Origin of the sequence: Marinitoga hydrogenitolerans DSM 16785 (assembly GCF_900129175.1) — a bacterium.
GTDB classification, from domain to species: Bacteria; Thermotogota; Thermotogae; order Petrotogales; family Petrotogaceae; genus Marinitoga; species Marinitoga hydrogenitolerans.
Genome location: NZ_FQUI01000003.1, coordinates 39,429 through 59,874, shown reverse-complemented (window position 1 = coordinate 59,874; position 20,446 = coordinate 39,429). Strand labels below are relative to the sequence as shown.

At 28.1% G+C, this 20,446-nt stretch carries 15 protein-coding genes; 3 read left to right on the top strand and 12 right to left on the bottom strand.

From position 1 onward, the window contains the following. Positions 1–3 precede the first annotated feature (3 nt). The gene (locus tag BUA62_RS01625; RefSeq protein ID WP_159429486.1) at positions 4–1,662 is read right to left on the bottom strand and encodes a GGDEF domain-containing protein; all 1,659 of its coding nucleotides are present in this window, start codon (positions 1,660–1,662) and stop codon (positions 4–6) included. A gap of 246 nt (positions 1,663–1,908) precedes the next feature. Here BUA62_RS01625 and BUA62_RS01620 point away from each other — a divergent pair, with 246 nt between their 5' ends. Further along, entirely contained in the window at positions 1,909–3,192 is a 1,284-nt protein-coding gene (locus BUA62_RS01620) for a trigger factor (protein ID WP_072862757.1), read from the top strand. A gap of 73 nt (positions 3,193–3,265) precedes the next feature. Next, a complete protein-coding gene (locus BUA62_RS01615; RefSeq protein WP_072862755.1) occupies positions 3,266–5,407 on the top strand; it encodes a Tex family protein in 2,142 nt (713 codons plus the stop codon). 16 nt (positions 5,408–5,423) lie between these two features. On the opposite strand, the gene BUA62_RS01610 is transcribed toward BUA62_RS01615, so the two are convergent. The 5 genes from BUA62_RS01610 to BUA62_RS01595 all read right to left on the bottom strand — a co-directional run bounded on the left by BUA62_RS01610 (position 5,424) and on the right by BUA62_RS01595 (position 12,262). Then, a complete protein-coding gene (locus BUA62_RS01610; protein WP_072862753.1) occupies positions 5,424–6,830 on the bottom strand; it encodes a sensor domain-containing diguanylate cyclase in 1,407 nt (468 codons plus the stop codon). A 190-nt stretch (positions 6,831–7,020) separates the two neighbouring features. Next, positions 7,021–7,158, bottom strand: coding sequence for a hypothetical protein (locus tag BUA62_RS11425; protein WP_159429485.1), 138 nt, complete (start codon positions 7,156–7,158; stop codon positions 7,021–7,023). A 58-nt stretch (positions 7,159–7,216) separates the two neighbouring features. After that, the gene (locus BUA62_RS01605) at positions 7,217–8,572 is read right to left on the bottom strand and encodes an 8-oxoguanine deaminase (protein WP_072862751.1); all 1,356 of its coding nucleotides are present in this window, start codon (positions 8,570–8,572) and stop codon (positions 7,217–7,219) included. After that, a complete protein-coding gene (locus BUA62_RS01600) occupies positions 8,569–9,984 on the bottom strand; it encodes a pyridoxal-phosphate dependent enzyme (RefSeq protein WP_072862749.1) in 1,416 nt (471 codons plus the stop codon). Before BUA62_RS01600 ends, BUA62_RS01605 begins: the two co-directional genes overlap by 4 nt. A 22-nt stretch (positions 9,985–10,006) precedes the next feature. Beyond that, the gene (locus BUA62_RS01595; protein ID WP_072862748.1) at positions 10,007–12,262 is read right to left on the bottom strand and encodes a xanthine dehydrogenase family protein molybdopterin-binding subunit; all 2,256 of its coding nucleotides are present in this window, start codon (positions 12,260–12,262) and stop codon (positions 10,007–10,009) included. Positions 12,263–12,555: 293 nt separating this feature from the next. On the opposite strand from BUA62_RS01595, the gene BUA62_RS01590 reads away from it, so the two are divergent. Beyond that, the gene (locus BUA62_RS01590) at positions 12,556–13,929 is read left to right on the top strand and encodes an alpha-amylase family glycosyl hydrolase (RefSeq protein ID WP_072862746.1); all 1,374 of its coding nucleotides are present in this window, start codon (positions 12,556–12,558) and stop codon (positions 13,927–13,929) included. A 98-nt stretch (positions 13,930–14,027) separates the two neighbouring features. On the opposite strand, the gene BUA62_RS01585 is transcribed toward BUA62_RS01590, so the two are convergent. Genes BUA62_RS01585 through adhE form a run of 6 tightly spaced genes read right to left on the bottom strand, consistent with a single transcriptional unit; the run spans position 14,028 to position 20,282 of the window. After that, positions 14,028–15,449, bottom strand: a complete 1,422-nt coding sequence (locus tag BUA62_RS01585; protein WP_159429484.1) for a monomeric [FeFe] hydrogenase — start codon at positions 15,447–15,449, stop codon at positions 14,028–14,030. A 1-nt stretch (position 15,450) separates the two neighbouring features. Next, a complete protein-coding gene (locus tag BUA62_RS01580; protein ID WP_072862742.1) occupies positions 15,451–15,702 on the bottom strand; it encodes a (2Fe-2S) ferredoxin domain-containing protein in 252 nt (83 codons plus the stop codon). A gap of 11 nt (positions 15,703–15,713) precedes the next feature. Further along, on the bottom strand, positions 15,714–16,877 hold the full coding sequence (locus BUA62_RS01575; protein ID WP_072862740.1) for a SpoIIE family protein phosphatase: 1,164 nt from the start codon (positions 16,875–16,877) through the stop codon (positions 15,714–15,716). 13 nt (positions 16,878–16,890) lie between these two features. Then, a complete protein-coding gene (locus tag BUA62_RS01570; protein ID WP_072862738.1) occupies positions 16,891–17,394 on the bottom strand; it encodes a PAS domain-containing protein in 504 nt (167 codons plus the stop codon). After that, on the bottom strand, positions 17,387–17,659 hold the full coding sequence (locus BUA62_RS01565; protein WP_072862736.1) for a (2Fe-2S) ferredoxin domain-containing protein: 273 nt from the start codon (positions 17,657–17,659) through the stop codon (positions 17,387–17,389). Before BUA62_RS01565 ends, BUA62_RS01570 begins: the two co-directional genes overlap by 8 nt. Before the next feature lie 28 nt (positions 17,660–17,687). Beyond that, complete coding sequence (gene adhE / locus BUA62_RS01560; protein WP_072862734.1) at positions 17,688–20,282, bottom strand: bifunctional acetaldehyde-CoA/alcohol dehydrogenase; 2,595 nt, start codon at positions 20,280–20,282, stop codon at positions 17,688–17,690. Between the last annotated feature and the right edge of the window lie 164 nt (positions 20,283–20,446).

Below are 20,446 nucleotides of genomic sequence, written 5' to 3'. Positions count from 1 at the left end.
TTTTTACTCCTTATTATTTTTTAATTTTCTTAAAAGTTCTTTTTTCTTTTCCTTCATCTCTTCCATCTTTTTTTTCGCCTCTATATATATTTTTTCTACACTTTGACCCTTATATTCTAAAAGGCCATAACTAATTGAAATCTTATAATCTTTATCTGTTGTTATATTAAACTTCTTTACAAAATCAACAAGTCTTTTCAAGATTTTTTGTGATATTTCCAAATTAACATATCTTATTAAAACCAAAAACTCATCTTCACTAATTCTAAATACAAAGTCTCTATCTCTAATTGTCTTTTTTATTATTTCAGACAAAGTTATAATCATATCATCTGCAACATTTTCCCCCATTCTTTCCAAAACATTATTATAATTGTCTAAATTAATATATACTACACAAAAACTTTCTTTATTGCTTATTATTCTTTGAAAGATTTTCATAGAACCTTTCTTATTAAAAAACTTTGTTAATTCATCTTTTAAAGCCATATCATATAACACGTCTCTTTCCTTTTCAATCATCTCAAATTTCTTTTTTAAATTAATTAATTCATTTTCTTCTTCTTCAAGTTTTTTAACCAGAGTTGAAACAAGATGTGAATAATATTTTATCAATGTGTCTATTTCTATGATGTTTGTTTCTATTTCTTCTACCTTACCATTTTCAATATCTTTTATTAATTTCAATAATGGCTTTTCAACTTTTAACGCATTATAATTAATATATAGTGTAAAAATAAAAACAAATAAACCAATTAAAATCAAAGATATAAAAATTATATAATTTTTAGTCTTAACTAAATCAGAAAAATCAAGAATTATTTTAGTCAAAGAAACTAAAGGATAACCATTTTCCGGCTGCCATTTCAAATATATATATACTCTTTTACCATTAGAAAGTTCTTTTACAATAAAGTTTTGGGTAAAGTCCTTTGATGCGTCTAATTCATTAAAAATATCCTTTTCTTCTTTATCTAAAAGCGGATATTCTGAAGAATACGGTATAAAAGATGTGTTATAACTATATATTCCTTCAATGAAATTAAAGCTTATCGAATCTATACCTTTATAAAATTTCGGGATTGCTCTCTCATCAAACAATACGCCTATTTCAAAAATATTACCATTATCCATTAATCTATATCCATATATTCTTGGATAATTTGTTTTTATTTCAAAAGATATTTTTTCAATAAACTTAGATTCTTTAACTAATCTCGTATTTAATACTTTCCAATAATTTGGAATCCTTTGAGCTAAATTTAGATTTAAATCCTTTTGATAATCTGTTTGTATAATTATCCCATCTTTGCTAATTATATAATAATTTATATCTCTAATCATTGGATATTCAGTAAGTTTTTCAGACTTAAACCTTTTATACTCAGAAAAAAAATTACCCTTTGTATAAACAGAATACATTTCATCTAATAATTTTTCAACCTTTTTTCCATATTCCACACTATAATAATCTAAATATTTAAAATTATCATTAAAATATCTCGAAAGAGCTATCACAGATTGCTTTATAGTAGAATTGTATAATTTTTTAAAAAATATATTAGTTGATAACACAGTAATCAAAATCATTATTAGCGCTAAAACCAGCATAATAACAAATACATTATTAAACAATAAATCCTTTAAACTTTTTTTATTCAACATCTCCACCTCCTATCCCCATAAATTTATTATACATCAAAATTTTTTAAAAAAAAAGCCACCTATCATAAAATATTTATAAAACACCTTTTTAATTTGATATATAATCATTTTATACTACAAAATCTTCAAGTTATATAAGTTATTACTTCCTTGAAATCCTATTTTGACCTAATTTTAACAGTATTAAAGTAAATTCCTTGTATAATATAATTTAGAAATAAAATCAAAAAAGGAGTGTTGAAAATGCAAAAAGAAATTATATCAGAAGAAAAAAATGTAAAAAGATATTTGGTAAAATTTGATAAAAAGGATATCGACAACGCTGAAAACCAGATAGTTAGAGAATTAAATCAAAGGTATACTTTTCATGGATTCAGAAAGGGTAAAGTTCCTAAAAAGGTTATGAAAATTAAATTTGGTGAGGATTTTGCTGAAATGGTTAGAGAAATTTTAATCGAAAAAGTTGAAGATGAATTCAAAGATGCTAAAGTTTTGTTTGGGCCATATATAGAATCTTTTGCTTTGGATAGCGATTCTGCAGAAGTTGAAGTATTAATACACGAACATCCAGAAGTTGTTTCTACAAAATTCGAAGAATTAAAAGTTGAAGTTCCGACTGAAAAAGAAATTGTGGAAAAATTTGTTGAAGATAGAATAAAAGATTTATTAGAAGAAAATCCTATTTTAGAAGAAAAGGAAGAACCTGCTGAAATTGGCGACTTGGTAAAAGTAAAATATACAGTTTTAAATGAAGAAGGTAAAGAATTATTCAAAGATAAAGAAAGCGAATATGTGTTATACGAAGAAGATAAAAGACCTATGGTTACAGATTTAATAGGTAAGAAAAAAGGAGATTATGTTGAAATAAATAGAGAATTTGAAGATAAAAAATATTTATATCAAATAACAGTAGAAGGTGTATTTAAAAGAATTGTTCCTGAATTAACTGATGATATTGCTAAAACATTAGATGCTGAAATAAATTCTGTACTTGAATTAAAAGAGAAATTATCTAAAGAAGGAGCAGAATCATTTAAAGTATGGAAAGATGATTATATAAAAAATTATGTTTTAGCTGAATTACACAAGTATGTTGAAGTTGACGTATCAGATGAAACTATTGATGATTTTGTTAATAAAACATTAGAAAGAGTAAAACAAAACGGGAAATACGAAGAAGAAGTTGAAAAACATGGTGGAGAAGAAGCTTACATAAATGAATTAAAAGAACAAGCTTTAAAATCCATTAAAGAAATGACTATTATAAATAAAATTGCAGATGAAAATGATATAAAAGTAGAAGAAAAAGAATTAAGCGATTCTGTCCATTCATTTGCTCAAATGTATAGAATCCCCTATGATAAAGCAAGAGAAATTATCTACTCGAATGCGGAAATATTAGGAAACTTAATGTGGGATATTTTAAGTAAAAAAGTTGCCGAATATATTGCGGAAAAAGTTCAAGTAATTGAAGTTGAAGATTTTGAAGAAAAACAAAAAGAGAAAGAAGAAAAAGAAGAAAATTAATTATAAATAAAAGCAGGGAGAAAATCCCTGTTTTTATTTAGTTGTTAATTCCTTATAAAGATGAGGTGAGAAAATGAACATAATTGAAGCAATTACTTCTGAATTAAAAGTTAAAACTTGGCAGGTAAAAAATACTATTGAATTATTAAATAATGGAAACACTATTCCATTTATTAGCCGATATAGAAAAGAAGCTACGGGAAATTTAACAGAAGAAGAAGTAAGAAAAATTTCAGAATTATTCCAATACTATACAGAATTAGAAAAGAGAAAAGAAAGTGTATTAAAATCTATCGAGGAACAGGGAAAACTTACAGAAGATTTAAAAAATAAAATATTAAATGCAATAAAATTAAGTGAGGTTGAAGATCTTTATTTACCTTATAAAAAAAGAAAGAAAACAAAAGCTGATATTGCTATTGAAAATGGATTAGAACCCTTTGCACAAAAAATATTATTACAGGAAGTCAAAGATATAAACAAAGAAGCTGAAAATTTTATTAATGAAAAGATTACTTCAACCAAAGAAGCTTTAGATGGTGTAAAATATATAATAGGTCAATATTTTGCACATAACGAAAGAATAAGAAAAACTTTAAGAAATGACCTTTTAAAATATGGATATATTGAAAGTAACAAAAAGAAAAAATATATTGAAGAAAAAACAAAATACGATATGTATCATGAATTTTCTCAAAAAATATCCAAAATCCCAAATTATAGAGTTTTATCCTTAAACAGAGGAGAAAAGGATGGCATTTTAAGTGTTAAATTAACTATTGATGATAAGTATATTGAAAAACTTTATAACTTTTATTTAACTAAATTTGAGGAAAATAATAAAATAATAAAAGAAGGTTTAGACTATGGTTTTAAAAATATGTTATTTCCTTCCATTTCAAATGAAGTAAGAAATATTTTAACTCAAAGGGCCGAAGAAAAATCCATTGAATTATTTTCTAAAAATCTAAAAGAATTATTGCTTACTCCTCCTTTAAAAAACAAAAGAGTTTTAGCTATAGACCCAGGATATAGAACTGGATGTAAAGTTGTAGCATTAGATGAATCTGGTAAATTCTTAGAAAATAATACAATCTATCCTGTTCCTCCACAAAATGATTTTGAAAATGCCGAAAAAATTGTTTTGTATTTAATAAAAAAATATAATTTAAATTTAATTGTCATTGGAAACGGTACTGCTTCAAGGGAAACACAAAAATTTATAGTAGATACAATTAAAAAACATAATTTAAATTTAAAATATATCTTTGCAGATGAATCTGGTGCTTCAGTATATTCCGCTTCAAAATTAGCCGTAAAAGAATTTCCAGATTTAGACGTCACTGTAAGAGGGGCTATTAGTATTGGTAGAAGAATACAAGATCCTTTAGCAGAATTTGTAAAAATAGACCCAAAATCTTTAGGAGTAGGACAATATCAACATGATATGAATCAAAAATTATTAAAAGAAAAGCTTGAAAATACCGTTGAACATGTTGTTAACCTCGTTGGAGTTAATTTAAACACAGCATCTTCTGCTTTATTACAATATATTTCTGGTATTACACCAAAATTAGCTGAAAATATTGTTAAATATCGTGAAAAAAATGGACCTTTTAAAGAACGAAAAGAATTGCTAAAAGTTAAAGGTTTTGGCGAAAAAGCTTTTGAACAATCTGCAGGTTTTTTAAGAATTTTTGATGGAAATAATCCTTTAGAAGTAACAGGTATACATCCAGAAAGTTATGAAAAAACTGAAGAATTGTTGAATTTTTTAGGTTTCAAAAAAGAAGATATACTAGATAACGAAAAATTAAATTCGATAAGAGAAAAGTTAAATACTATAAATATTCAAGAATTATCCAAAAAATTAGAAATAGGTGAATATACATTAAAGGATATTATTTCTGAATTACAAAAACCTGGGAGAGATTTAAGAGATGAATTACCTCAACCATTGTTATATGAAGATGTTTTAACCTTCGATGATTTAAAAATAGGCATGATTTTGCAAGGAAGAGTTACAAATATAACAGATTTTGGAGCTTTTGTTGATCTTGGTATTAAAGAAAATGGATTAATACATAAATCAAATGTTTCTGAGAAGTTCATAAAACATCCTTCTGAGGTTTTAGGTATAAATCAGATAGTAACTGTAGAAATCTTAGATATAGATAAAGATTTGAAAAGAATTAATTTAAAGTTGAGATCATAAAAAAACACCGGGAATTTTATTTTGTCCCGGTGTTTTTTATTCTTTTCATTTCATACATTAATTTATCAACTCTATTTATATTATCTTTTAATGTTATATTTTTGTTAATTTTCATTATACCATAGGAAATTTCTATAGGTTCTTCTAATTTATTCAATACCTTCCTTATTCTCCGCATTACATTACTGGCTTTTTTCATTGTAGTATTAGGAAATATTATAACGAACTCATCTCCACCATATCTTGTAAAAATATCTGATTCTCTAATATTTTCAAAGACTGCTTCCGAAAATATTGTTAAACACATATCTCCATAATCATGTCCAAATTTATCATTGATCATTTTAAAATTATCTATATCTATAAAACTTAAAACTATATCTTCGTCATATCGTTTTATTTTTTCATAAGATTTTTTTAAATATTCTTCCATAAATGTTCTATTATATGCTTTTGTTAAATGATCCTTTATGGACATTTCATAATATCTTTCCTTTTCTCTATGCAATTCTCCATATAATTTGCTAAATCTTATCACAGACTGAATTGCATAAGTTACTTCATCTAATAGCGTAAGTTCCAATTTAGAAAAATTATGAATATTTGGTCTTTCATATAATATCGCACCATAAGCTTTATTATTTTCATCTCTTAACGGAACTCCAAAAACACTATATGGCTTAGCATCTCCAACATGGTGTATCTTATACCCATCAGGTAAAACATAATCAAGTGAATTTGGAATATAAATTTTTTTATTTTTATCTATAACATATGCTGTTAAACTTTTACTTTTTCTGTCATAAATTTTCCCTGATAAATTTATTTTGTCAATAATTCCAAATTCAATATGAATTTGGTTATCGTTTTTTAAAGTGGCTACAACCATTTCCGCAACAATATTAAAATCTTTTAAAAGATTAAAGATTTTTATATATATTTTTCTACTATCAAAATTGGCTTTTGACAATTCTTTAAAACTTAACTCACTTATTTTTTTAGATATAGATAAATATTTATAATCAAGTAATTTTATTTCATTAGTCATATCTAAAACTGTAATAAAATAATATTTTTTATCCTCAATAATTAATCCTTCAAAATTAAATTCTAGGTATCTTCCATTAAATTCCATTATATCTTTAAAAAAAGCGTTCGTTCCTGTATTTGAGTGATTAAATATCTTTATATGATCAATCAAACCTTTTAATTCTATTAATTCGCTATTTTCCATTAAATATTTATTATAATTTCTATAAATATCAAGCGGAGATATTTTATCCACATTTAACCCAAACAATTTAGATAACTCTTTAAAAGAGTCATTCATATATAGCATTTTCCAATCACTAATTATTAAAACTCCTATTTTTTCACTTTCAAAATATTTTTCAAATAAAATACTTTTTATATTTTTATTCATAAAATCCCCCCATAAATTCTTAACATATTATTTTATATCTTGAATATAACATGTTAGTAAATACACCGGGGATGTTTTTAAATATTTTGTAACTTTTATTGTAAATTTGTGAGTTTTCCTTTAAAAATTACATATTCTGGTTTATTATGATTTCTAAATACTTCAAGTTCGCTATTTACATTTAATACAACTAAATTCGCTTCATTTCCAATGTCAAGTTTGTAGTTAATTTATCTGAAATTTTAATAATACAACCATCTTTTATGCCAATGTCCTTTAACTTTTTATAATTCCTTAATTTTGCATTTTTGATTAAAATATCAAACATTTTATCCCCCCTAACAAAAATTTTAGAAAAGATGCGGCATTTTAATGCCGCATCTTTTCTATAAACTATTTATAACTTTTTTAGATATTTCATTATGTTTTTCTATTAATTTTGGTAACTCTTCATCTAAAATTTTTCCATCTTTTATTCTTATTTCTCCATTTATAACGCTTAAATCAACCTGTTTTCCATCACACATTAATACTGCTCCAAGTGGATCATCAAGACCTCCTGCAAATTCAAGCCTATTAAGATCAAATCCTATGAAATCTGCAGCTTTTCCTATTTCTAAACTTCCTATATAATCATCCATTCTTAAAACTCTTGCACCACCCATGGTTCCCATTTTCAATGCTTCTCTAACAGTTAACGCATCTGCTCCATATTTTACTCTTTGTAATAATAAAGCATTCCTTATTTCAGATATCATATTATTTGTATCGTTGCTTGCACTTCCATCTACAGCAATACCTATTCTTATTTTATCTTTCATTTTTGTTACTGGTGCAATACCAGAACCTAACCTCATATTTGATGACGGACAATGCGCCATCCCAACATCATTTTTAGCCAATTTTTCTATATCCGAATCATTTAACCATACAAGATGTGCAAACCACGCTCGTGGATTCAACCAACCTAATTCTTCCATATAATCCACAGGACGTTTACCAAATCTTTCAAGGCAATATTCCTCTTCATCTAAAGTTTCAGCAACATGAGTATGAATTAAAACATCATATTTTTCTGCAATTTTTACTGTTTCTTTCATAAGATCTGCTGTAACAGAAAACGGAGAACATGGCGCTAATGCTATTCTCAACATAGAATATTTTTCTGGATTATGGTATTTTTCAATTACTCTAATGCTTTCTTTAATTATTTCTTCTTCAGTTTGTACAACACTGTCAGGTGGAAGACCTCCATCTTTTTTACTCATAGACATACTACCACGTGTTGGGTGAAACCTGATTCCTGTTTTTATAGCTCCTTCAATTTCAGCATCTATAGCCTCATTTAGTCCATAAGGATATAAATAAAGATGATCAGTTGTTGTTGTAACTCCTGTTTTCATCATTTCATAATTTGCTATTATAGAACTAATATAAAACCCTTCTTTATCTATAAATTTCCATCTTTCATACAAAAATACTAACCAATCAAATAGCTTTGCATTTTGTGCTCCTTTTACATTTCTTGTTAGAGACTGATATAAGTGATGATGGGTGTTTACAAATCCTGGCATTATCATCATATTTTTACAATCAATTATTTCATCTACTTCAATTTCAGTATCTCCAATCCCAATATCTTTTATTACATTGTCTTCTACATATATATATGCATTTTCAAATTCGCTATTTTTATCATCAAATGTTGCAAGATAGGAAATATTTTTAAATAATTTCCTCATTCTTCTAACCACACCTTTCTCAATATTTCTTTATGTTCTTCTCTGTATTGTTCTAATAATTTATTTATCTCTTTTACTTTTCTTTGATGTTCTTCCCAATATGCTTGCTCTTTTTGTGCGTTTAATTCTTCTAATGTTTTACCTTGTTGTTCTATCCATGTATAATATTTTAAATTGTGCCATCTTTCTCTGTTATATTTATCTCCTTCAAATATTCCAGAAGTTTCCTGGTATAAGAATATTCTTTCCACTCTTGATTTTGCTTCTGCTCTATCTAATTTGCCATATGTTTTTGTCATTTGTTCCATTACAGAATGATATCTATTTATACTATCTGTTGCAACAACAAATATATTATCATCTGATTTTAAATTATAGAATTTAGCCATTTTAATTGCACCAATTACATTTGCAACGCCAGAAATGCCAAATTTATCAGAAATATAATCAACCATTTCTGGATCAACAAATTCTTTAAGGAACTTTTTGCCTTCTTCATCTGTTAAAACCTGGAGCATTTTTTTGCTATCTATGTCATCAACTAATACAACTGCATCATTATTCATAACATTATGAATCCAAGTTACATGTTTATCTCCTATACCTTGAATATCATGACCACCATAACCATTTAATGATATTGTAGGGCATTGAACAGGTTCCATTGCAACTATTTTCGTTTCTGGGAACTCTTGTTTTACTCTATCCCCACTTGCAATTGTCCCTGCTGATCCTACGCCTAAAACTATAGCTGCAACTCTTTCATTTCCAATATGATATCTCCTTACTGTTTCTATCATTGTGTTTCCAGTTACATAATAATGGAATCTATAATTTGCAAAAGCTTCAAATTGATTTAAAATTCTTATATGTTCAGGGTCTGCTTCATATAATTCCTTTGATTTGTCATATATTTCTTTAACGTTTGATTCACATCCTGGTGTTGGAATAACATCTGATCCATACTTTCTGATAAGATCAAATCTTTCCTGACTCATTTCTTCTGGCAATAACACAAGAGAATCATAATTCATTCTTGAACTTACAAATGCTCCACCTATTCCATAATTTCCCGTTGAAGGCCATACTAATTTATGAATTGAGGGATCTACTTCATGTGTTATTGTTTTTTCCATTAAAACTGAATATGTTGCTCCTACCTTATGACTTCCTGAAGGAAAATCTTTTGCATATAATACTATTATATTTGCTTCTACACCAGTTAATTCTTTTGGCATAACAAAATATCTAATTTCATTTTTTTCATCCTTCCAAGATATATTAAATAAGTTAATTGGATGAAGTGGATCTTTTGTTTTCATTTCTATAGCTCTTTTTCTAATTTCTGGATCGATTTTTTCTGGATATAACATTTCTTCGTAGGTTGGACCTACAATTGGAACTTTTTTCATTCTATTACCTCCTTGAATTTTTTTAAATTATATCTTCTATAGATATTGGTATTTTTATTATTCTTCTTTTTATTGCATTTGAAACCGCATTTGCTATTGAAGGTGGTGCACTCATTAATGATGGTTCCCCTATTCCTTTTGCACCGAATGGCCCATACGGAAATTCTTCTTCTACTACATCTGGAATAATTTCCGGAATATCTTTTATTGTTGGAATTATATAATTATTAAAATTATCTGAAATTATTTTTCCATCTTTTTGCTTTATTTCTTCCATTATTGCGTGTCCCATACCTTGAACTGCTCCACCTTGTATTTGACCTATAACTCCATCATAATTTATCGCTTTACCTATGTCATGAGAAATCCACATTTTTTTCACATCGATCTTTCCAGTTAATATATCAACTTCAACAAGCGATAATTGTGTCGAATATGTATAGGTAACATAAGCTTCTCCAACCCCATTTTCCATATCAAATTTAAGCTTTGGCGATTTAAACCATCCTGATTCGTTTAATTGAACATTAGCATCATTACACATTTTTGCTATTTCACCAAATGTAAATGTATTATCTTTTATTTTATAAACACCCAATTCTATCTTTATTTCATCTGGAGATACATCAAATTTTTTACATAAAAAGTCTATTATATTTTTTTTGATTTTTTCAGCAGCATCCTTTGCCGCATTTCCACTAAATACTGTCGTTCTTGAAGCTACTGTTGGTCCGCTATCTTGAACAATAAATGTATCTGTTTGCAATACATGAATTTTTTCCAATTTTTGACCTAAAACTTCTGAAACAATCATAGATACAGCAGTTTTCGCACCTTGCCCTATTTCCGTTCCACCAAACATAATATTGATTGTTCCGTCAGGAAAAACATGCACTTCTGAATTTGCTGCATCAAGATGCTGACCACCTGCACCTAAACTTACGCCATATATAATATGAGACCATCCTAATCCTCTTTTTTTAAATTTATTTTTTTTATTAAAATCTTCTATTTCTTTTTTCAAATCATCATATTTAGACATATTCTTTACATGTTCAAGTGTCTTTTTTGCACCAACAGAAAATTCCAATTTATGCCCTGTAGCTGTTTCATCCCCTAAATCTAAAGCATTTTTTAACCTAATATCATAAGGATCTAATCCTAATTTTTCTGCAGCTTCATCCATAATTGATTCTATTGCAAATAATACCTGAGGTGATCCAAATCCTCTAAACGCTCCACATGGAACTTTATTAGTATAAACACCATATACATCCACATAAACATTTGAAACTTTATATGCTCCTGCGGAATGTGTCAATGTTCTATACATTACTATTGGTGATAATGTTGAATATGCTCCCATATCTAAATATGTTTCACTTTTTAATCCTATTAATGTACCATCTTTTTTAAATGCTGCCTTATAATGTGATTTTGATGGATGTCTTTTACTTGTTTCCTTTATATCGTGTTCTCTTTCATAAATTAGTTTAACAGGTCTTTTTGTCAAATAAGATAAAAGAGCAGCTTTTGAAGCTATATACGACGGGACATCTTCTTTACCACCAAATCCTCCCCCTGTTTCCATTTGAATAACATCTATTTTATTAAATGGCATATCTAATATTTCAGAAACATCTTCTTGAACATAAAAAGGACATTGCATGGATGCATATATTTTCATCACTTCACCATCATAATCTGCTATAGCGCCCTGAGGTTCAAGATATGCCTGTTCTTGATAATCTGTCTTGAAATCTCTTTCTATTATCAAATCTGCTTCTTTAAATACTTTATCTACATCTCCTCTTCTAATTTTCTTATGAAATGCAACATTAGTATTTTCATCATTTACTTTTATTTCATCTTTTATTGCTTCTTCAATTGTTAAAACAGGTCGTAATTCCTCAACCTCAAATTTAACTTTCGAAACAGCTTCTTCAACTGCTTCTTTTGATTCTCCTGCTATTACAGCAATAGCATCGTGCTCAAATCTAATTTTTTCTCCTACAGGAATTAAAAACCACATATCTTTTGTTACAACACCAAATTTATTAGTACCAGGAACATCTTTATATGTTGCAACTTTCACAATGCCGGGAATTTTTTCTGCTTCTGATACATCTATGCTTTTTAATATACCATGTGGAATATTTGAATAAACTACTCCTGCATATAACATTCTATCTAAATATAAATCAGCTGTATACTTTGATTCACCATAACCTTTTTCTTTTCCTTCTATTCTTTTAGCTATTTTCCCTACTATCTTCATCATATCCCTCCAATTATTTATTTATTATAAATTCTATTTTAAATTTTACCTTATTTTTTCCTTTTTTTAATAACCAGTTTTAAAAAGAATTAAAAACCTTTTTAGGTATAAATCACTTTAAATAGACTAAATCGCTATTAATCAAGAACTTATAAATATATATATTCTTCTAATATACATCTTAATTTACTTATTTTCATAGTATTATCATCCTTTATTTCTGATTATTGAATTTAAATAACTTTTATGATAGAATATTGTTAGTTTTCTATATTATTCGAAAGAGGTGAATTATGGAAGCAAAAATTGGTTATCAAATCTTCCCTGATAGGTTTTATTCTTATTATCATAGAGGCAATACAGATTGGAATACTCCCATCACAAATGATTTCAATTCTGGAAAAAGATTATATGGTGGTGATTTAAAAGGCATTGAGGAGAAAGTCTCTTATTTAAAAGAGCTAAACATAGATTTTTTATACTTAACTCCCATTTTCGAATCCAATAGCAATCATAGATATGATGCTAAAACATATTTTAAAATAGATCCTGTGCTTGGAGATGAAATAGATTTAAAAAATTTAATTGATACTCTTCATAATAACAACATTGAATTATGTCTTGATATCGCTTTAAATCATATGAGTAATGAAAGTGATTGGTTTAAGAACGCTTTAAAAAATAAAAAAGAAAAAGATTTTTTCAGACAAGAAAATGGCAATTTTACATATTGGAGAGACCATAAATCTTTAGTTGAATTGAATTTAGAAAATAAAGAATTACAAAATTTATTATGGCAGGATGAAAATTCAGCTATGAAAAAATGGACTAAACTTGGTGTTGATCACTGGAGATTAGATTGCGCATATGACCTTGGTTTTGATATTTTAAAAGATATTGTTATCCATTTAAAATCTTTAGGAAATCATGAGATTATTGGCGAAGTGTGGGCATATCCAAAAGATTGGATTCAAATAATGGATGGAATAATGAATTATTATTATACTGTAATAATAAAAAATATGTTAAATGGGACACTCAAACCAATTACAGCTTCACAAATTCTAAAAAAGGTGATTTTTGATAGTGGTATGAAACTTTTAAAATCATGGAATATGCTTTCATCACATGATTCACCTCGAATTAAAAATGTATTTGGAAAAAAATGGAAATTAGCAGTTGTAATGCAATTTACTTTACCTGGGAGTCCATTAATTTATTACGGTGAAGAAATAGGAATGGAAGGGGATCATGATCCTTTTTGCAGGGGCGTTATGGAATGGGAAAAAGTTGATAAAGACAATGAAACATTAAATTTCTATAAAAAGCTTATCAACTTATTTAAAAATTCAGAAGCATTAAAAAAAGGAAAATATTATGAAGTGATAGCTAATGATGATAATATACTTGCATACTATAGAAAATATAAAAGTATAAAAGATGGAAATTTGATTGTTATAAATCCATCCAATGAGGATAAAGAAATACAGCTATATTTCGAAGAATCTTTATTATTAGATGCTATGCATTTAAGTGATCACTTTAGCGATAATGAATTATATATTGAAATGGGAAGCATTAAAGGGAAAATACCTGCAAATTCTTTTGGAATTTTTTATATGAAGCCTAAAGAATATGAGACCTATTCTGCTTATAAAAGATTGTAATTTAATTATAAAAAGAACCCTGGCTTATAAAATTTTACCAGGGTTCTTTTTAACATTATTAATTTTTGAATTATTAATTTGTAAAATAAAGAATGTATTTAGTCCACATTAATTTTTGTAAACCTTTTTAAATTACTTTTTGCTATTCTTGGGTTTACCATTATACCTGGTCCTCCAATACACCCTCCTTCACAACCCATACCTTCTATTAAATCATATTTTTCTTTTTTTATTTCAGAAAATACTTTTTTTGCATCTTTTAATCCATCCATTTTTATTATTTTTAATTCTTTGGTACAATAATGCTTTACAGCTTCCGATACTCCTCCACTTGTAGCAAATATCCAACCATATGGTGTGTCGCTAACTTCACTATTTTCCAATTTCGACGGTTCTATTTTCTTTGTTATAAATAATGCTCCTAATTCTTCGAAGGTTATTACATAATCAACAAATTTATATTCTTTTGCTTCTTTCTTTTTAGCTATACATGGCCCTATAAAAACTACAACAGCATCATCATTTTCTTTTTTTATTTTTTTTGCTAAAGAAATCATAGGGGATGGTGCTGGCGATATTTTTTCTACAAAATCTTTCTGATGTTTCTTTATATATTCTACAAATGCAGGGCAGCAAGATGTTGTAATTAAATCTTCCGCTTTTTCCAACAACTCTGCTTCTTCTCTAGCTACTTCATCAGCCCCCAATGAGACTTCATATGAAGTTTCAAATCCAACTTTTTTCAAAGCCGTCTTTATTTGTCCAATCTGAACTCTTGGACCAAATTGAGCAATTAAAGATGGTGCAAAAATGGCTATAACTTTTTTCTTTTCTTTTAGAGATTTTAATACTTTTAATAAATCTGACGGTGTTTCTACTGCCCCAAAAGGACAGGCTACATAGCAGGCGCCACAATTAACACATTTCCCATAGTCTATATCTGCAGCACTTCTTTCGTCTTCATTTATAGCATTAACTGCACAAGATCTTTCACAAGGTCTTTCGAGTTTTACTATTGCATAATAACTACAAGCACTTGCGCACATCCCACAATTAACACATAAATCATAATTTATTTTTGCTTTATTGTTTTCAAAAGTTATCGCATTCTTAGGGCATACACTTGAACAAGAGTGGGCTACACAATTCCTGCACAAATCTGTCACATAATATTTTCCAGAAGGACATATGTCACATGCTTCTTTGATTATCTGCATATATTTTTCCTCTGGATCATATGGATTATTATCTGATAATATTTTGTCAATTTCTTTTGCTACTTCATATAATTCCATATCTTTTGATTTTTCATAATCCATTCCCAGTAGAATTTTAATTTTTTGTTTTAAAATTTCGCGATCTCTATATACAGACATATTATTTATTGTTTCATTTAGTGGGAAAAGTTCCTTTGGAATTTTTACAATATCTTCAAAATTTCCCTCCTCAAAATATTCAGCTAATTTTATTAATGTTTGTCTTCGTGTTTTCATTATTTCGTTAAAAACGAAATTTCTCATATTACTCATCCCCATTTTCCTTTAATAAATTTAATACGACTTCTTTGAATTTTTCTGGAGCCATATTATCATAAAACTTTTCATCAATCTTAACAATAGGCGGCTTCATATCTCCGTAACATAGATCAAAACATCCACTATATTTAACATTTATTGAATTTTTTACATCTTCAGGTAAATCATTTATAATCTCAAGTAACATTGATGACCCCATAAGATGACATGTTGTTCCTACACATATTTCTATTTTCATTTTATCCCTCCTCAACAATATTCAATTTCAACTTTCTTACCTAATTTTTCTAAATTTTTTGCAATATCTCTTATTAAATTAGATCTTATCGACATATCAAAAGGCAATGCTGGATTATGGTAAAAAACGTTAACTTTTCTTCCAACTAAAAATTTAATTTCATCACAAGCCCTAAGAATTAAAAATAATTTTTCTGCTGCATTTGCCTCTTCTTCATCTATATCAATTTCAAACATGTTATTTTTACAACTTTCCAACAATTCATTAAGTCTTTTTAAGGTTAAAACACCTTCTGTTACTAAATCTACACCTTCCATTTCCCCATATGGTGGTAATCCACCATGAGTAGGCGTGTCAAGGTTAATATTCACTTTTTTATCGCTAATTCTCGACACAATATTCCCTGTAGTTCCACCACAAATAACCTTCTTCCCATCAAATTTTAAGAATCTCTCTACATAATATTTATCAGTTTTAGGATCAAGTGGTGGTCCGGTAAATATTATAACTCCTGATTTTTCTGTCATTTTTATTCCAACTAATGTGGCATCATCACCGGGTTTAAATCCATAGTAACTATTAGTAACCTCAATTAAACTATCAACCATATATTTTACACTTCTTGATCTTCTATGCATACGTTTTAAATAAGCTGCTATATTTTCTATACCCCAACCAAAATCCATCAAATTACCTAAACCCGCATGAACCACACCATCACTCATAATAAATATAAAGTCTTCTGCTTCAAGATTAAATGTGGATACTTTTATTTTTTTTCCACTAATATTTTCTTCAGTATATGAAGGTCGAAAAATTTCTCCTTTTTTTATAATAACTGATTCAGGATTATCATAATTAACAAGTTTTATAGTTCCATTCTTATAAATTTGAACAATTGTAAAGGTCGAATATGCAATTCCTCTTACCTTACAAACTGGTAGAGTACTGGCTACTGTTTTTACCACTTCAGAAATATTCACACCTTTTTGCAACATTGTACTTATAATTTCTGTTGTAAGAATAGATAATATGCTTGCTTTTATCCCACTTCCAAGTCCATCTGAAAGAACTATTATTTTTGAGTCCTCTCTTTGAGTCATTTGAAAATTATCCCCACAAACTTGTTCTCCATATTTATTTAAACTTCTTTTATATACGACAGCTGATGCCATAAATACCCTCTCCCTAATTTTCTTTTTTTATTATTGACAACAATTTCATTAAACTCGCTTTTGTTTCTGCTGTCGTTTCACCCAAAATCGAAGCAATTTCTTGACCTGTTTTCATCTGCTTGTCAACTATCTTTTGCACTTCATCAATGATTTTAAATTTTAATTCTCTTAATTCTTTATCTTTCTTTTCGTATTCAGAAATATCATGAAATATCTTAGCAATAAGCATTTCTTCATCATTACCATCTATGGCAAATGCAATCTCAGAAGTTATCAAATTATAACTTGGATATTCTTTCATGTGTTTTATTACTTTTTTATTATCTTTTATTATATCTTCAAAATCACTAACATCATCAAAAAATTCAAAAATAAATCTTCCTATAATATCTTCATTCTCTAAATAAAACATTTTTAAAAAAGCTGGATTTATTACTTTTATTTTGAGTTCTTTATCTACTACAACTAATCCATTTGGATCATAATCCCATAGAGTCTCCCAAATGTTTTTAGGCATTTAAATCACCTTCTATTTCCTTTATATACGGTAGGATCTGACTTTCAAATATTTTTTTAGCATTTTGTGGATTAAGGAGTTTGAAATAATGATCCTTTACTTTAACAACAACGCCTTGATTACAGGGCCCTAAACAAAAGGACCCCTTTAACCTTATTTCTGCATCTAATGAATTTTTTGAGATTTCTTCTTTAAATATTTTAACAATGTCTTCTGAACCTTTTAAATAACAAGCACTCCCCATACATATAAATATTTCTACCATACTATCGTCCCCCTCAATTTTCTAAAAATTATAAATCTCCTTTAAATGCTTTTATATATATATCCTTAATTTCAGAGATTAATGGATACCTTGGATTAGCTGGTGTACATTGATCATCAAATGCATGTTCTGACATTTCATCTAACTTCGCATAGAATTCTTCTTCTGAAATACCTAACTCTTTTATTGAACTTGGAATATTTAATTGTCTTTTTAACTCTTCAATTGCCGCAATTAATTTTTCCACTTTTTCATCGGTTGTTTCTCCGCCTAAATTTAAATAATCTGCTATTTTAGCGTATCTTTCTTTAGCTAAAGGATATTTATATTGTGGAAATGCTGTTTGTTTTACCGGTTTATCTGTTGCATTATACTTTATTATTTGTGAAATTAACAATGCATTTGAAAGTCCATGTGGAATATGGAATGCCGAACCTAATTTATGTGCCATAGAATGACATAATCCTAAAAATGCATTCGCAAATGCCATACCTGCTGTACATGATGCATAAGCCATTTTTTCTCTTGCTTTTACAGCTTTCTCTCCATATTTATATGAATCTGGTAAATATTTAAATATTAAACGTATTGATTCAAGTGCTAATCCATTTGTAAATTCATTTGCAAACACTGAAACATAAGCTTCAATCGCATGTACTAAAGCATCAATTCCAGAATAAGCTGCTAATTTTTTTGGCATACTCATTGAAAGTTCTGGATCTATTATTGCCATATCCGGTGTAAGTTCATAATCTGCTATAGGATACTTTAATCCTGTTTTATCATCTGTTACAACTGCAAATGGTGTAACCTCAGAACCTGTTCCACTTGTTGTAGGTATGGCAACCATTACAGCCTTTTTCCCTAATTCTGGAAATGCATAAATTCTTTTTCTAATATCCATAAATCTTAATGCTAATCCTTCAAATTTTACTTCTGGGTGTTCATACATTAACCACATGATTTTTGCAGCATCCATTGGAGATCCTCCACCTAATGCTATTATAACATCTGGATTAAAAGAATTTATGATATTTAAAGCTTTTTTTACTGTACTTATTGATGGATCAGGTTCAACTTCATAAAATACTTCTCTTTCTATATTTAATTCTTCTAAAACCTTCTCTATTTTAGTAACAAACCCATTTTCAAAAAGGAATTTATCAGTAACTATAAATGCGCGTTTTTTACCTTTTAATTCTTGTAATGCTACTGGTAAGCTGCCTGTTTTAAAGTAAATCTTTGGAGGAACTTTAAACCATAACATATTCTCACGCCTTTCAGCAATAGTTTTTATGTTCAATAAATGTTTAACACCAACATTCTCACTAACAGAATTACCACCCCATGAACCACAACCAAGTGTTAAAGATGGTTCTAATCTAAAGTTATATACATCTCCAATTGCTCCTTGTGAAGAAGGCATATTTACTAAAATCCTACCAGTTTTTAATTTATTTCCAAAATAATCTATTCTTTCTTTATTAGATTGATCTGTATATAAAACTGCCGTGTGTCCCATACCTGCAAATTCTACCAATTTTACAGCTTTATCAACAGCTTCTTTGAAATCACTTGCTTTATACATTGCAAGAACAGGAGATAACTTTTCATAAGAAAATGGTTCGTTTTCACCTATTTCTTCCACTTCTGCAATTAATACTTTTGCATGTTCAGGTACTTCAATATCAGCCATTTTTGCAATTTTATATGCACTTTGACCAACAATAGCACTATTTAATTTTCCATTTTTTATTATTATATTACCCAATCTTTCTCTTTCATCTTTTGTTAAAATATACGCCCCTCTATTAAGAAATTCTTCTTTTACATTTTCATAAATTTCATCAACTACAATTACAGCCTGTTCAGATGCACAAATGGTACCATTATCAAATGTTTTACTTAATAGAATCGAACTAACTGCCATTTTCATATGTGCTGTTTCGTCAATAACTGCTGGTGTATTTCCAGCTCCAACACCTATAGCAGGTTTTCCAGAAGAGTATGCTGCTTTTACCATACCAGGTCCACCTGTAGCTAATATTAGATTTATTTCTGGATGTTTCATTAAATATTGTGTTAGTTCTACTGAAGGTTCAGTAATCCATCCTATTATATTATCAGGAGCACCAGAAGCAATAGCTGCCTCTAACATTATTCTTGCTGCTGCTACTGTACAATTTTTTGCTCTAGGATGAGGCGAAAAAATTATACCATTTCTTGTCTTTAAAGCTAATAATGCTTTGAAAATTGTGGTTGATGTTGGATTTGTTGTTGGAATTATTCCAGCAATTAAACCTATAGGTTCTGCAATCTTTTTTATACCAAATGTTTCATCTACTTCCAGTATACCACAAGTTTTTTCGTCTTTATACTTATTAAAAATATATTCTGCCGCAAAATGATTTTTTATAACTTTGTCTTCTACAATACCCATACCTGTTTCTTCTGCTGCCATTTTTGCCAACCATATTCTATAAGCATTTGCAGAAATAGCAGCTCTCCTAAATATTTCATCCACCTGTTTTTGTGTATATGTTGCATATATTTCTTGCGCTTTTTTAACATCTTGAATTAATTCTTCTAACTCTTCCACCGTTGATATTTTCCTTATTTCCATAATAATACCCTCCTTTTTAGTTTTAATGGGAATTTTTTCACTTTCTATTCAAAGAAATCATCTTTTGTTGTTTTCCAACTTTATTCTATACTATAAATATTAAAAAATGTATATAAAAATGTTTCGTTGTGATTTTTTTCACTTTAAATTTCTAATAACTCTTC